This window comes from Streptomyces sp. NPDC090741 (assembly GCF_044769045.1).
Classification (GTDB): domain Bacteria; phylum Actinomycetota; class Actinomycetes; order Streptomycetales; family Streptomycetaceae; genus Streptomyces.
On sequence record NZ_JBIVXF010000023.1, the window covers coordinates 25,566 to 38,452 of the forward strand.

Genomic DNA, 12,887 nt, shown 5'->3' on the forward strand with positions numbered 1-12,887 from the left:
CACCCTCATCTTGCTGCGGTGCGTGGAGGCCCGCTCGGTCGCTGCCAGCACGACATCGCTGATCGCGGCGAGCACCCGGCCGCCCAGCTTCGGGCGCCGGCCAGGCCTTCGGGCTGTCGGCTGAACCACCGCGCAGAGGACAGAAGAACCCCGCACACATCGTGCGTTCATCCCGTCATTACGCGGGGAGCAGATGGCTCCGGACCGTGGTCAGCGCCCGCGGCGGGGGCCCTACCCGCGTGCGCAGGGAGCAGAGCGCGCGGATGTCCACGGACTGGATCGGCGCGGAGTCATCCCCGCGTGCGCGGAGCAGGCAGGCTGCCCCTTCAGAAAGTCGCAGGGGTCGGGGTCATCCCCGCGTGCGCGGGGAGCAGAACTCCTGGACGTACTCGGCCCCGTTGTCCCGGGGGTCATCCCCGCGTGCGCGGGGAGCAGTCCTCGCGGGCGAGCCGGGAGGCGAGCTTGGTGGGGTCATCCCCGCGTGCGCGGGGAGCAGAGTCAGGCCACGTCCAGCGCGTTCACGGTCATGGGGTCATCCCCGCGTGCGCGGGGAGCAGCTTCTTGACCTGGGACTCTATGCCGTCGACGTGCCGTTCTCGAGCACTTTCACCGAAACCGGCATTCAACTCATATCGATACTGCCTGCCGCCGCGGACGGCAGGCAGACATCGTCCAGTGCACCTCTTACGTCAGCCAACTGCAGCTCAGGTCTACAAGGTGTGGGTGCCGTGTCTGCGAGCGCAGACCAGCGCGCCGCCGTGGTAGCCAGCGGGTCGGGCGGGAAGAGCCCGGCCAGGCTATGGTGTCGGCATCGTCGCGACCGGCTCAGCTGCCCGGCGGGCGGCCTGCGGGTGTCGTCGACGGGCGGGACGTTCCGGTTCCGGTAGGCACAGTCGGTGTCCTCGGGCACGGCCACCACGGTCAAAACCGGGTCCTGGCTGAAGCTGAGGCGCATCGCGTAGCACGACGCCCCTCTCAGGCCTCCGGGCCGCGTGAGGGGGCGCTTTTGTGCGTCCCCTAAGAACCTTCCACCCGGTAGAAGAACTTGCCGCCGCGCGGCTCGACACCGAGAGCCTGGTAGAGGGCGAGCGCGGCCGGGTTGTCTGCATCCGCCGTCCACTCCACACGGCTGCACCCAACCCTGGTGGCGGCCGCTCGAACGGCGTCCATCAGGCTCCCGGCGACGCCCTGACGCCGAGCGGCCTCTCGCACGTACAGCTCCTTCAGGTACAGCGACGTGTCCGCGCCGGCCGCGGGCCACAGGAAGCTGTACGAGGCGAGGCCCAGCACCTGGTCATCCTCGCGGGCCAGGAGCACGGTCGCCGAAGGCCGCGCACCAAACAGCGCAGCGTGGATCTGGGCAGCGTCCGCTGGTTTCTCCTCGCCGCCGTAGTAGGCCTCGATCTCACCGAGGATCACAGAGATGACGTCAACGTCCTGCTGAGTGGCCTGGTCGATCCGCACTGCTGTCCCTCTCGCCAGGGGGCAGCGCCAACACTTCGCGCAGCGCCCGTACCTCCGGCACGGTCCGTGCCTCGGGCACCCTAGCCGCGACTTCCCGCGCCCGATAGATGATCAGTGCGGATCGGTGTTCCTCGGGCAGGTCCACGATCGTCGTCGTCGGACGGGCCGCCGCCCCCGCCGCGTCCCCGCGGATCGCAACCCCTATCGCCTGGTCTAGGGCAATCAGAGCGCGGTCGGTGTGATCCCGAAGCGGATACAGGTCGAGAGCGCGTTCCTGCTGCTCGGCCGCACGGTTGATGTCGCCGATGTGCGTCCACGCGTTCCCCGAGTGGAAGCGCAGCTGACTCTCGCTGCACCCGAATGCGGACCCGACACGCTCCGCCTCCGGCAGCTGCTCCAACGCCACCTCGGCGCGCGCGAGGGCCTCCACCGCCGCGTCGCGCTGCTGCAGGACCGCGAGCGCCCGTGCTTCGAGCGGGGCCGCCAGCGCCGGCCCCACGCACGGCAGACCTCCAGCGAGATGCTGGGCCCGCCCCGCCAGCTCGACGGCGCCCTCCATGTCACCGCTGTAGTACAGCTGATAGGCCTCTTGCGCGTACATCCACGACAGGGCCGCCCGATCCTCGGCCGCCGCAGCCGCCGCCCTGCCAGTACGCCACCAGGCCCGCGCCCGGCTGTCGCCCAGCTTGAGCAGGGTGAGCGCCGTCAGCCCCGACATCTGCGCCACGGCGATCGTCAGCCGCTTCCGCGCGGGCGCCGGCTGCCGGTGAGTCAACACCAGGCGCAAGTCCGTGAAGTCGGCCAGCAGCTCTGGCAGGAGCTCGGCCTCCGGCCGGTACCGGGTCGCCCGACCGTGTCGGCCCACCGTGTAATCCCACTCATCCAGCGATGCATCTGTGAGAGGCCCGGCTGCCAGCGTCTGATGCAGCCCCTGTTGCAGAGCGTCCGCCTGATCCAGCGGCGACGAGCCTGGACGGACGTCTGCAAGGGCGATCAGCTCACCCCGGGCCCCGAGAGCCTGGTCGAGGGCGGCGGCGATCGCTTGCGTCGGCTGCCGCTTGCCGGTCTCCAGGTCGCTGACATACGTCTTTCCACAGGCCGCAAGGCGAGCCACGTCACGCACCGACCGGCTACCGCGCAGGCGCCGTAAGGCATCGCCGAAGGATTCATTCACTGGCTGACCTCCGCTGTCCGCGGTGTCCGCAGAGGTGCGGACGGAAGCGGACACGTGGCACCTAGGCCTGACGGTCCGTAGGCGAAAGGCTACTCCCGTAAGCAACTTCTTGTGGGCATCAAGGAGTTGCCAGTCCGACGATGGTAGGGAGTGAGCCCCCGTGATGCATGATGCGGTGCCCCGGCAATTTGAAGCAGTCTCCCATGCTCTGCTCCATAAGCGGGTACGTGACATCGCGTCCGGGACGGAAGGCGAGCTTATGGCCGTCCAGCATGAGGATGTCTCCAGCAGCCCGGCGTACGAGCGGTGGGTCTACGTGGCATACGTGCGGGGCCCGTCCGGCCGGGAGATCTCCACGGCCTTGGCCAACATCGAGGCCGTGTGATGACGGTCGACGTTTCATTCCCGCGGTGGCCGGTCCCTCCGGACTCGTGTGCCGAGTGCGCCGAGCACGTCACCGCCCGCTTCGACGCTCAGGTGAAGCGGGACCGGTCGCGGGTCACCGAGCTGAACGTCCTGATCACGAGACACCACCCCGAACTGCGGGCCCGCCAGTGAGCGCCCGGACCCGTCAGATCGTGTACTTGGGCGTCCTCGCGGCGGCCGGCGCGATCCGCGCCGCCGGTATCGGCTGCCATTGAGACTCCCTCCCCGGCGCCTGCCACATGCCCCCGGGCGCCCGGGGTGGGTCCTTCGCGCCATTGGAATCTCGGCTCCATGACGAGCCAGGAGCGGTCATCCCTGCGTGCGCGGGGAGCAGGCGTACCGCGGCCTTGGTGGCCACGTGATCGGGGGTCCATCCCCGCGTCCGCGGGGAGCAGGACAGCGCCGAGAACCCGGTAGGCGCCCCGACAGGTCCATCCCCGCGTGCGCGGGGAGCAGTGGCCGGGGATCGGGTCGTCGCCCATGACGGCGGGTCCATCCCCGCGTGCGCGGGGAGCAGAGGGCTACGTCCTCGGAGCCCGCGGTGACGATGGGGTCATCCCCGCGGGTGCGGGGAGCAGGCTTTCCGACCAGGGACTCTATGCGAGCAACGTTCTGCTTCGAGCACTTTCACTGTATCGGGCAATCCGGGTGATTAGAGCTGTGGTAAGCAGTGCTGCATCGAGCCGTGATCCGAGTCAGGATTCTTAGACAGCCGTCGCCCTCCGCAAGGCCTTCCAATTCTCGGGCGGGGCACACCGTTGGCGGGGCTCCAGGGTGACGGTGTGGCCCTCGCGGTGCCGTTGCAGGCGGCCGAATGTCTGGCCCGGCGATATGACGAACCTCGGCTGCGGCCGGTCACCTACCGTCTGATGCCCTTGTAGGCCGAGACACTCCCAGGCTCGAGCGGCTCCATGACCGTCCACTGGTACCGGACGACGGTGAGAGCCGCAGACGAGTCCGGAGATGACGAAGCGCCCATGGAGGTCTGCGGTCCTGCAGCCATCGCCCTGAGGTACGAGGGCGCGGCTCTCGGGGTCGCCGATGTGCTGGCTGACCAGGCCTTGACGAAATCCGGAGCATGCCTCCTTCCGACTGCTGAGCTCCGCGATGGGCAAGGCCCCCGTCGTAGCGATCCGAGGCGACCGCACAACGGTAGTGAAGCTGCTCGCCGACGGCGGTCGACGGCACCGTAGAGCTCGCCCGCCGCACCACGGATCCTGCATCCACAGGGCGGGGCGTGTCGGCGGTGCGCACGGAGGACCACCTCCGGCCAACATGAAGAGAGGCACCTGCACCTTTGCACCTTGCCTGGCCTTTGCCTTTCGATCGCCGGGGGTTGACCGGCCGGGCTGACGTTTCAAGCCATGTCTATGACGCAGCAGGTGGAAGAAGATCCTCCGGCACTAGCGTTCGATTTGTGCATGACTTCGGGGGACGGATGCACGCAGCTGAGCACTGCCCCCGACGCACCCGATCCGGGGAGGGCTCAGTGAAGATCAGTCGTCAGCGCGTGGCCGGTGTAATGGCCGGAGTAACGCTGCTGTGCACGGCCGGCATGTCACCGGCGCACGCCGAAGGCACCTTCGACACGTACATCTCGAACTGGTACGTGAGCAACGAATCGCGTCATTGGACGGACAGGAACTCCGATGGCGCCTGGACGGGCGTCTACTTCGAGGGCTGCTCCACCGATGCCGGTTTCAACCATGCCGGCCTGATGCTCCGCAAGGCCGTTGACTGGCAGCCGGACCCGAGCAAGGGGTCGCGTACCAACTACTGCGGCTGGGTCGACTGGAACGACCCCGACGACGCAGGCCAGTACTACTTCGTGCTGGAGAGCCTCAACAGCGGAAGCCGCCTGTGGGTCAACAAAGTGACGGTCGGCTTCTAGCGCTGCGAAACAGCGAACCTCGTGGCCGTACCACGGGCCCCGGAGATGCTCCGAAGGCCCTGCGCGGCTCCCCTTCGACCAGATTGGAGAACGACGGGGTGTTACCCAAGCGGCTGGCCGGCCTGGTGGCCGGTGCACTCCTGCTCACTGCGGCGGGCACCATCCCCGCACACGCCGAGGCGGAGCGGGACTCGTACATCAACGGCTGGACCCTGAACAAGGAGTCGAACCGTTGGTACGACAGCAACTCAGACGGTGCCTGGACGGGCGTCTACTTCGAAGGCTGCTCCACCGACGCTAACTTCTCAAGCGCGGGCCTGCACCTGTACAAGGATCTTTCCTGGAGCCCTGACGTGAACAAGGGCTCCCGTACCAACTACTGCGGCTGGGTCGACTGGAATGACCCCGACGACGCAGGCCAGTACTACTTCGCCCTCAAGAGCCTGGCCGACGGCGAGGCGCTGTGGGTGAACAAGGTGAGGATCGGCTGGTAGGACCGCCATCCCCCTCCGGCGGCAACGGCTTCCAGATTTCCGAACCCGCAGGGCTTTTGCCCATCTCGGTGCCGCCAGGCCAGTTCTCGCCTGCTCAGGCGGACTGTGTCCCATTCAGGCCGGGCTTCATGCCTGCCGCCTCATCCACCGCTCGATCCACATCCAGCACTCCGCCGCGGAGTGCCTGGTCGAAGGGACAAGCATGGAGACCAATCGCCAGAAGATCGCCGCCCTGATGGCAGGAGTGGCACTCGTCGGCCTGGTCGGGGCAACCCCCGCCCAGGCAGAAGGCTCGCGCGAGACCTACATCACCCAGTGGGCACCCGGCAAGGAGTCCGGCCGTTGGACGGACAACAACAACGACAGCGCCTGGACCGGCGTCTACTTCCAGGGCTGCAGCACCGATTCGAGCCTGGGCTACAACCGGACCGGCCTGCAGCTCTGGAAAAACCAGGACTTCCGCCCCGACATCAACAAGGGCTACCGGGTCAACTACTGCGGCTGGGTCGACTGGAATGACCCCGACGACGCCGGTACCTACTACTTCCGCCTGGACAGCCTGCTCAACGGTGGCTACCTGTGGGTGGACTACGTAAAAATCGGCTGGTAGCACCACCCCGCTCTGCGAGCTCGGGTGTCCCGGCGGTCGCAACGCCGGGACACCCGAGCCCTCCATAATCCCACGACATGCCGCCGCTGTTCGTTCAGGGCGGCGGATTGCGCGCTGCAACATGGCTTTGGTATTCGATGACATCGCCTTCCGGTACGGAAGGCAGGCGCCGGTGTTCAGCGGTTTCACGCTGACGGTCGATGCCCGCGCGACGGTGCTTCTCGGCCCGAACGGGGCAGGCAAGTCCACCCTGATGGCGCTCGCCGCCTCCCAGCTGGCGCCGAAGGCCGGAAGCCTCAGCTTCAGCGGGTTACGCCCGGGCCGGCGCACGCTGGCCGCCTACCGCAAACGCGTCGCATGGATACCCCAGCACATCACACCGATCCCCGGACTCACCGTGCGCGAGCAGGTCGCTTACGCGGGCTGGCTCAAGGGCATGCGCAGAGGCGCAGCCTGGGACGCCTCCGCCGCCGCGATCGAACGGGTGTCTCTGGGCAAGCTCGCGGATCGCAAGAGTCACCAGGTCAGCGGCGGTCAGCTGCGGCGCATCGGCATCGCCGGAGCCCTGACCCACCACAGCGAGCTGATCCTCATGGACGAACCCACCGCAGGACTCGACCCGCAGCAGCGCCAGGTGTTCCGCCAACTCGTGGAAGAGCTGTCCGCGACGGTGCAGGTTCTGGTCTCGACCCACCAGACCGAGGACCTCGCCGACCTGTACGACCAGGTGATCGTCCTGGACGAAGGTGCTGTCCGCTTCCAGGGAAGCCCCGCAGACTTCCACGGCCTCGCCCCTGCGGCCGGCGGGAACCGTGAACGCGCGGAAGCCGCCTACGCGCGACTCGTCGGGCAGGAGATCTGAATCATGCTGACCCGCACGCTCATACGGTCGTCCTCCGCGACGGTCATGTTCTTCCTGCTCGCCGGATTCGTTGCCCTCCTGCTCAACGACTCGCTCACCAGCTTCGTCACCCGCGGCTATGGCCCCGACGCTCTCGGGAAGGCCGCCATGGCGCTGCCGTTCGCCGCAGCGGCATGCGCGGGCAGCGCAGCCTGGGAAGCGGCCCGTCTCAAGCGCGGCCGGGTCTTCGACCAGGCCCCCGTACGGGGCCGGCTGGGCATCGCCCTGTCCCTGCTCCTGCCCGTCTGGCTGATGGGTCTCGCCGGCATGGGGGTGGCTCTGGTCATCTCCTCGACGGCCGTCGATGCGGTCCCTCCTCTCTCGCACCTCGGGATGATCATCGCGTTCGCGCTGCTGCTGGCGGCAAACGTCTTGGGCGGTTACCTCCTGGGCTCCGCCCTGCCCGCGCTGGCCGCCGCTCCCCTCGGCCTCGTCGCGGGCTTCTTCCTCATGGCGTTTCCCGCCTCCTGGGAAAGTTCATGGCCCCGCCAGCTCGTCGCCGGAGGTTTCGGGAGCTGCTGCTCGGTCGGGAGCGTGATCAGCCCGAAGGCCGTCTGGGTCGCCGTCATCTTCGCCGCAGCGCTCTGTGCCGCGGCCCTGGCCCTGATTCACCGCGCCTCCCTGCCCACCGCCGTGCTCGCGCTCGTGCTGGTCGCCGCTTCCGCTGCCGTGGTCATCCCTCTGGCCAGGCCGCTCGGCTACAACCCCGTCGTCGCCCGCGACACCTCCGAACTGGTCTGCAACGCGCAAGGGGAGCCGCGGATCTGCCTCTGGCCGGAGAGCGCCGACGACACCACGGTCATCCGGCAGACGCGCACCTACGCGGGCCGCATGAAGGAAGCAGGCCTGCCCGTCCCCGCCAGGCTCACGCAGAACCGCAGCCCCAAGCCGGGCGAAACCGCCTTCGGCATCAACGCGAACCCCCGCCCCGAAGATCTGGCGGCCAACCTGGCGAACGCGGTCCTTCCCCCGGTCCCCGCCTGTGCGCGCGCCACGGGCAAGTTCGCCGGCTACCCCGCGCGCGCACCCCTGATGGCCTGGCTCATGTCCATTGCCAGCCAGTCCCCGCCCCAGCCGGGGCGCTTCACGCCCGATGAAGCGGCCTTGGCCCAGAAGGTGCTGCAGCAGCCCCGCGAGACACAGCTCGCCTGGTACGAACGAAACCGCCAGGCCCTGACGGCATGCGACCAGCCTCCGCGCCTCGACCCGACCGGAGCGGCACAGTGACGTGGTGGCTCCGCTCACGCGCCGTTTCGGTTCTGGCCGCCAGTACCCTGCTGGCGGCCGTCGCCAGCCTGGTCTTCGGGAAGGTCGAACTCCCCATACCCGTACTCGCGGGCCAGGCCGGCGCGTTCCTCCTTGCGGACCTCCTCACGGTCCTGCCCGCCGTCATGTGGCTGAACGGCACAGGGCGCGCCACCACGGCCGCTGAAGCCACCGCCGTACGGCCCGTGCACCGCTGGGACACCACGCTCGCCGCCGCCCTCGCCACGGTCGCCCTTGCCATAGCCGGCGCCGCGCACCTCCTGGGCGTCTCCGACATCGCCGTGGCCGTCGGGCGCAACACCGCCGTCTACCTGGGCCTCGCCCTCCTCCTCAACCCCCTCGTCGGCCAGCGCGTGGCAGCACCCCTCACCGCAGTCTTCCCCCTGGTCTGCGCGGCCGCGGGATGGCGCCCAGGCGGTGGACCAGAGCCATGGGCACTCATCCTGCACCGCCCACATTCTCTGCCGGCGCTCGTCGCCGGCCTGGTTGTTCTGTCCGCCGGATGCGCCCTCAGCTTCATCCGGCCGCCCCGGGGCCATGGCCGCGGGCCGCGACGGACCTGACCGCCATGGGCGTGGCTCAGGCGATGCGGGGCGGTGTGATCGACACACCGGGAGTGGCGGATGCAGGCGTCCGCCGGCCTGGGGGCTGCGTGCAGCGCCCGGCGCGGGACACGGTCGGGTTGCGTGGCGCAATCCAGCTGTCCGTGGCCGGGGCTGAGCGGATATAGTGGGGGCACCAAGTTACTCAGGCGCGGAAGGCCCTCCACCTAGGTGGAGGGCCTTCTGTCATGTACGGCTCCCGCGCCCAGATCAGGCGACCTGGAGCTTCGGGCGGCCCGTCGGGGCCGGCGGGGCCTGGTGGTACGTCGGCAGCTTCAGGTTGGGAAGCTCCCCGCCCTGGATACGGACCAAGGCCGCGCGGAACGCCGCCTCCATGGCCTCGGGGCTCTCATACTTCGCCGCGAGCGGGTGGAGCCGGTAGGAGTTGCCGGTGCGCTCCTCGCTGCGCGGCCTGAGCACGATGTTCAGGTCGCACAGAGGCGCCATCAGGCCGCTGACGGCCTGGGGGGTGACCCCGTACTCGGCCGCCATGTCCTTCTGGCGTACCGGCAGCGCTCCCCCGAAGTCGCTGCGCGCAACGAGGTACTGGAGGAACTTGACGGCGGACCCTGACAGCGGCAGGGCCCAGATGCGCTCCGCGACGATCGGAGACATGACGTTAGCCATGGGACAGCCTTCCTCGAGAACGGTCGCCCGTGCAGGGGCCTGGCAGCACTATCACCCGGTACGTCTCCTTCCGCGAATCTCGGCCTCGGCCCCGAAGTCGAGGTCCAGCTCCTCCTGATGGGCGCCTTCCGGCCCCACGGCGTACGGGAACACCTCGGTGTCGTGGTCGTGCCGGTCCGCGATCTCGGCGAGCACTTCGTGCTGGGCCGTGCTGTTGCCGTGGAACCACAGCCGCACGTTGATCTGGATCCGGCCGTTTCCGGCCTTCTCCACCCAGTTGTAGTCGCACAGCGCCTGGACGGCACGGTTGACGGTGGAACGCGTGATCATCTTGCCGCCCTTCTGCGCGGCAATCTTGTTGAGCCCGTCCGTGATCTCCTGCTGCGTGTACTGGGTGATGCCGGTCCCCGGCACCTGTCCCCCGGCCACGAAGAGGAAGACGCAGAGCTGGGACTTGGTGATGCTGTTCGCGACGGCGAGCTGCGCCAGCAGCTGCGTGAACCAGTTGCTGGCCAGGCTGTAGCCGGCGCCCCCGGCCATGTCGTGGACGGAGCGCGGGTCGGCGGCGTACTCGAAGTGGACGCCCTTGAGCCGGCGTCGGCCGCTGGGGTCGGCGGCGTCGGCCACCTTCTCCCCGAGCTGCTGGCCGAGGACGGCCAGGATGTCTCCGTACTCGGCTTCGTTCCCCGCGGCGGTGGGGACGGGTACAGGCCGGGGCCCGCGCTGTCGGCGACGTGCGGGCGGATCAGATGTCACAGGACCTCCTTGTTACTCAGGCGGTCCGAGACTATCCAAAAAATCAACGTGTGCTTGTCTTTTGGGCTGTCGACGCGCCGGAAGATGCGTCAGATCCGAGGCCTGTTCGAATGGGGCGCCGAAAGTACACAGTACGTGAAGTTATTTTGCGGTCAAGCGCCAAAAGTACACGGCTGCTTGACTTCGGTTGTCGCGATGGCAGCACATTTCAGAGGGTCCGCGCGTGCTCAACGGCTCCGCGCTCGCCTGTGGACAACGCTCTGACCTGCGGCGATCCGGGGCCAGTTGGGGCCCCGCGAAAGTAAAGCCGTGCTTGAGTTTCCGGCGAAATGTGCTCGCCAGGTATACATTTCAGAGGTCCAAATGTGTCCTGGGGGACACATGCCCTCGGACAAAACCGCAGGTCAGAGGCCCTGTGACGGCCCCGCCCTCTTACTAAAAGAGCAACGTACCCACCGGCATTAGCCAGCACCTGTCCTGTCGTTGTCCAGTGCCACGACAGCACACATGCCTCCTCCTGACGGCCCGACAGGGCATGATTGCCCTGCTCCTCCCCCACTGATGCCTGAGCCCACTCACCCTCACTTCACCGGAGCTGTACTTTTTGTGCTCCGTGGTTCTAGTACTCCACCGGTACGACTCGCCACCGCTACTCCCCCAGGCTCTGCTACCTGCACCCTCGAAAGTCAGCCCCAACGGCGGGTGCGACGAACCCTCACGGCCAGTGGTCACCCTCACCACCCACCGACCTCAACCACGCTTCAGGTCTTCACCCCACCTCCGGCCCTCAGGCGCCAACGTCGCGTCACCACCCCGGCGGGGCACCGCAAGCCCGCCAGGGCTGAGGAGCTACCGACCCTGGGCGAGAGACGGGTCACGAAGACCGCGGACACATCTGCGAAGTCCGCCAGGCGTGATGGCTGAGAGCGTGTAACAGCGGCTCAACCCGAAATTTCTGGCACACGGGCTGAAAATCGACCCGCAGAACGGCATCTCTGGCCGCCGATCTCCAGCCTGCCGGTGTGATGGGACGTTCCTTCTCCTGAAAGCCCTCCTGCGGGCCACACACAGCTTTTTCTCTTCTGAACACCTGCTGCCAAGCATCACTGCACAGCTCAGCTGCTGGTGACTGAACGTCTTCGTTGACCCCGTGGCGGAGTCTTAGATGGCCCGCAGCTCGCGCGTGACCGCTAGCTGGCTTCGCTGTGACTGGCTCCGCGTACGGTCTGCACATGGTTGATCAGCAGTGGAGCGGGGTCCGTCAGCGAGTGGTCGCGTTGGCTGCCCAGTCATCGAGCGGCACCGTGTTCGGCTCGCTCGGGCACAGATGGGTCCTGGAAGACCCCCTGACGGATGACAGGCTTGCCGAACTCGAAGCGCAAGTGGGCGTGCGATTGCCGGATGATTACCGCAGCTTCCTCACCTGCGTGGGCGCCGGCGGCGCAGGTCCTGCGTACGGCCTCTTCCCTGTTCGCCGCGTGCAAGGCCGCTGGCGGTGGGAGGGAGACGGTTCCGACCTGGCCGATCTCGCCATGCTGGCCCAGCCTTTTCCTGACCACGGCCCGGATCCCGAGGACCTCGACGCACTCCTCTCCGTTCGTCCTGAAGAAGAGGACTTCGACGAGATCGAGGACTTCGACGACTCCATCGAGGCGTGGGACGAACGCTGGGAAGCCCTGATGTTCGCCCCCGAGCGCACCGCCGGCGCCATCGTGATCTCCCACCTCGGCTGCGCACAGAGGCAGTGGCTGATCATCAGCGGCACCTACCGCGGCACCATCTGGTCCGATTGCCGGGCGGACGACGCCGACCTTGCCCCGCTCCTCGACCAGGCCGGGAAACCGATCACCTTCACTCACTGGTACATCGACTGGCTGCAAAAGGCGGAGCTCACCGCACGCCAGCCACCCACGGACGCTTGACGCTGGGCACTGGTGTGCACGGCGGCTGACCGACTGGAAGGTAGGTCGATCACAGGCTGGCTGGAGGCCATGGAGGGAGCTTGCTGTGACCGACACCGAGGTGCCGGGCCCTGAGCCCGACTGGCAGCCGGCGACACAACCGCCCTATTACACAGGGAAGAACCCCGCCTTCCAGTACAGCGTGTGGGAGCACTGCGTCTCGCTGTTCCAGATGATTGGAGTAGTGACTCTGCCGGTGCACCCCGTGGCCCAGAGGCTGCGTCTGCATGTGGAACGGTCGTGGGACGGGCTGGATGGCCTGGACGTCGTCATGTTCCGCCTGGAGGGCTTCAGCTTCGCGATGAGCAGGCACGATGGCAATCCGGCCGGCGTTTCGTATGTCTGGTTCACCCAGCCTCACAAGGAAGCCGACAAGGCCCTGGACACTCTCCTGGAAGTGGTCGGGATCGGCGATGACGTCGTCGCATTCCGGGGGGACCCCCGCGAAAGCCCGCCTGCGGGGTTCTGCGATGTCGCCCCGACGACGTCTGCGTGGGCACGACTCCGATGCATCATCGGGATGCCAAGGGCCTCCAAGTAGCGGCCTCGACTGCCCTATCCCTGGTGTTGTCATGCACGTTGTTGACCGGCGCAGGCCTGATCACAAGTACCCGTGACCGGGCGCTCCAGAGGCGTACGAAGACCGCTTCCCGGGTCGGCGGAGATCGTTTCCCATCCCAACGGCGGCCGGGTCCTCCGCTGTCAGACGCAGGGG

General features: G+C 67.8%; 14 protein-coding genes and 1 CRISPR repeat array. Of the genes, 10 read left to right on the forward strand and 4 right to left on the reverse strand.

Translation table 11 applies throughout. The features are described from left to right. The first annotated feature begins 225 nt into the window (after positions 1–225). A CRISPR array of direct repeats spans positions 226–557; the repeat unit is 29 nt; unit sequence GGGGTCATCCCCGCGTGCGCGGGGAGCAG. A gap of 460 nt (positions 558–1,017) precedes the next feature. Further along, a complete protein-coding gene (locus ACIQU4_RS38950; protein ID WP_403741558.1) occupies positions 1,018–1,464 on the reverse strand; it encodes a GNAT family N-acetyltransferase in 447 nt (148 codons plus the stop codon). Further along, entirely contained in the window at positions 1,430–2,638 is a 1,209-nt protein-coding gene (locus ACIQU4_RS38955) for a helix-turn-helix domain-containing protein (RefSeq protein ID WP_403741560.1), read from the reverse strand. Before ACIQU4_RS38955 ends, ACIQU4_RS38950 begins: the two co-directional genes overlap by 35 nt. 259 nt (positions 2,639–2,897) lie before the next feature. Here ACIQU4_RS38955 and ACIQU4_RS38960 point away from each other — a divergent pair, with 259 nt between their 5' ends. From ACIQU4_RS38960 to ACIQU4_RS38995, 8 genes are all read left to right on the forward strand, one after another. Further along, the gene (locus tag ACIQU4_RS38960; protein WP_403741563.1) at positions 2,898–3,023 is read left to right on the forward strand and encodes a hypothetical protein; all 126 of its coding nucleotides are present in this window, start codon (positions 2,898–2,900) and stop codon (positions 3,021–3,023) included. Beyond that, the gene (locus ACIQU4_RS38965; RefSeq protein ID WP_403741566.1) at positions 3,023–3,196 is read left to right on the forward strand and encodes a hypothetical protein; all 174 of its coding nucleotides are present in this window, start codon (positions 3,023–3,025) and stop codon (positions 3,194–3,196) included. The genes ACIQU4_RS38960 and ACIQU4_RS38965 overlap by 1 nt, the downstream gene beginning before the upstream one ends. 1,357 nt (positions 3,197–4,553) lie before the next feature. Beyond that, positions 4,554–4,955 (forward strand): hypothetical protein, encoded by a 402-nt coding sequence (locus ACIQU4_RS38970; RefSeq protein ID WP_403741569.1) that lies wholly within the window; start codon positions 4,554–4,556, stop codon positions 4,953–4,955. Between the two features lie 98 nt (positions 4,956–5,053). Next, positions 5,054–5,449 (forward strand): hypothetical protein, encoded by a 396-nt coding sequence (locus ACIQU4_RS38975; protein WP_403741572.1) that lies wholly within the window; start codon positions 5,054–5,056, stop codon positions 5,447–5,449. A 202-nt stretch (positions 5,450–5,651) separates the two neighbouring features. Next, the gene (locus ACIQU4_RS38980; protein WP_403741575.1) at positions 5,652–6,059 is read left to right on the forward strand and encodes a hypothetical protein; all 408 of its coding nucleotides are present in this window, start codon (positions 5,652–5,654) and stop codon (positions 6,057–6,059) included. Positions 6,060–6,180: 121 nt separating this feature from the next. Next, entirely contained in the window at positions 6,181–6,921 is a 741-nt protein-coding gene (locus ACIQU4_RS38985) for an ATP-binding cassette domain-containing protein (RefSeq protein ID WP_403741577.1), read from the forward strand. A 3-nt stretch (positions 6,922–6,924) separates the two neighbouring features. Next, positions 6,925–8,187, forward strand: coding sequence for a hypothetical protein (locus ACIQU4_RS38990; RefSeq protein ID WP_403741580.1), 1,263 nt, complete (start codon positions 6,925–6,927; stop codon positions 8,185–8,187). Next, on the forward strand, positions 8,184–8,789 hold the full coding sequence (locus ACIQU4_RS38995) for a hypothetical protein (RefSeq protein ID WP_403741583.1): 606 nt from the start codon (positions 8,184–8,186) through the stop codon (positions 8,787–8,789). The genes ACIQU4_RS38990 and ACIQU4_RS38995 overlap by 4 nt, the downstream gene beginning before the upstream one ends. A 249-nt stretch (positions 8,790–9,038) precedes the next feature. Here the strand turns inward: ACIQU4_RS38995 and ACIQU4_RS39000 are convergent, their stop codons facing one another. Together ACIQU4_RS39000 and ACIQU4_RS39005 are read right to left on the reverse strand one after the other, a co-directional pair. Then, complete coding sequence (locus ACIQU4_RS39000; RefSeq protein ID WP_403741586.1) at positions 9,039–9,455, reverse strand: hypothetical protein; 417 nt, start codon at positions 9,453–9,455, stop codon at positions 9,039–9,041. A gap of 51 nt (positions 9,456–9,506) precedes the next feature. Beyond that, a complete protein-coding gene (locus ACIQU4_RS39005; RefSeq protein WP_403741589.1) occupies positions 9,507–10,211 on the reverse strand; it encodes a hypothetical protein in 705 nt (234 codons plus the stop codon). 1,232 nt (positions 10,212–11,443) lie between these two features. Here ACIQU4_RS39005 and ACIQU4_RS39010 point away from each other — a divergent pair. Both ACIQU4_RS39010 and ACIQU4_RS39015 read left to right on the forward strand, forming a co-directional pair. Next, positions 11,444–12,133 (forward strand): SMI1/KNR4 family protein, encoded by a 690-nt coding sequence (locus tag ACIQU4_RS39010; protein WP_403741591.1) that lies wholly within the window; start codon positions 11,444–11,446, stop codon positions 12,131–12,133. Positions 12,134–12,218: 85 nt separating this feature from the next. Then, positions 12,219–12,713, forward strand: a complete 495-nt coding sequence (locus ACIQU4_RS39015; protein ID WP_403741594.1) for a hypothetical protein — start codon at positions 12,219–12,221, stop codon at positions 12,711–12,713. Positions 12,714–12,887: the final 174 nt, after the last annotated feature.

Bases quoted from the DNA above. Each gene is read 5' to 3' on its own strand.
- ACIQU4_RS38985 (WP_403741577.1), top strand. From the start codon at position 6,181: ATGGCTTTGGTATTCGATGACATCGCCTTCCGGTACGGAAGGCAGGCG.
- ACIQU4_RS38960 (WP_403741563.1), top strand. From the start codon at position 2,898: ATGGCCGTCCAGCATGAGGATGTCTCCAGCAGCCCGGCGTACGAGCGG.
- ACIQU4_RS39010 (WP_403741591.1), top strand. From the start codon at position 11,444: ATGGTTGATCAGCAGTGGAGCGGGGTCCGTCAGCGAGTGGTCGCGTTG.
- ACIQU4_RS38980 (WP_403741575.1), top strand. From the start codon at position 5,652: ATGGAGACCAATCGCCAGAAGATCGCCGCCCTGATGGCAGGAGTGGCA.
- ACIQU4_RS39000 (WP_403741586.1), bottom strand. From the start codon at position 9,455: ATGGCTAACGTCATGTCTCCGATCGTCGCGGAGCGCATCTGGGCCCTG.
- ACIQU4_RS38990 (WP_403741580.1), top strand. From the start codon at position 6,925: ATGCTGACCCGCACGCTCATACGGTCGTCCTCCGCGACGGTCATGTTC.
- ACIQU4_RS38965 (WP_403741566.1), top strand. From the start codon at position 3,023: ATGACGGTCGACGTTTCATTCCCGCGGTGGCCGGTCCCTCCGGACTCG.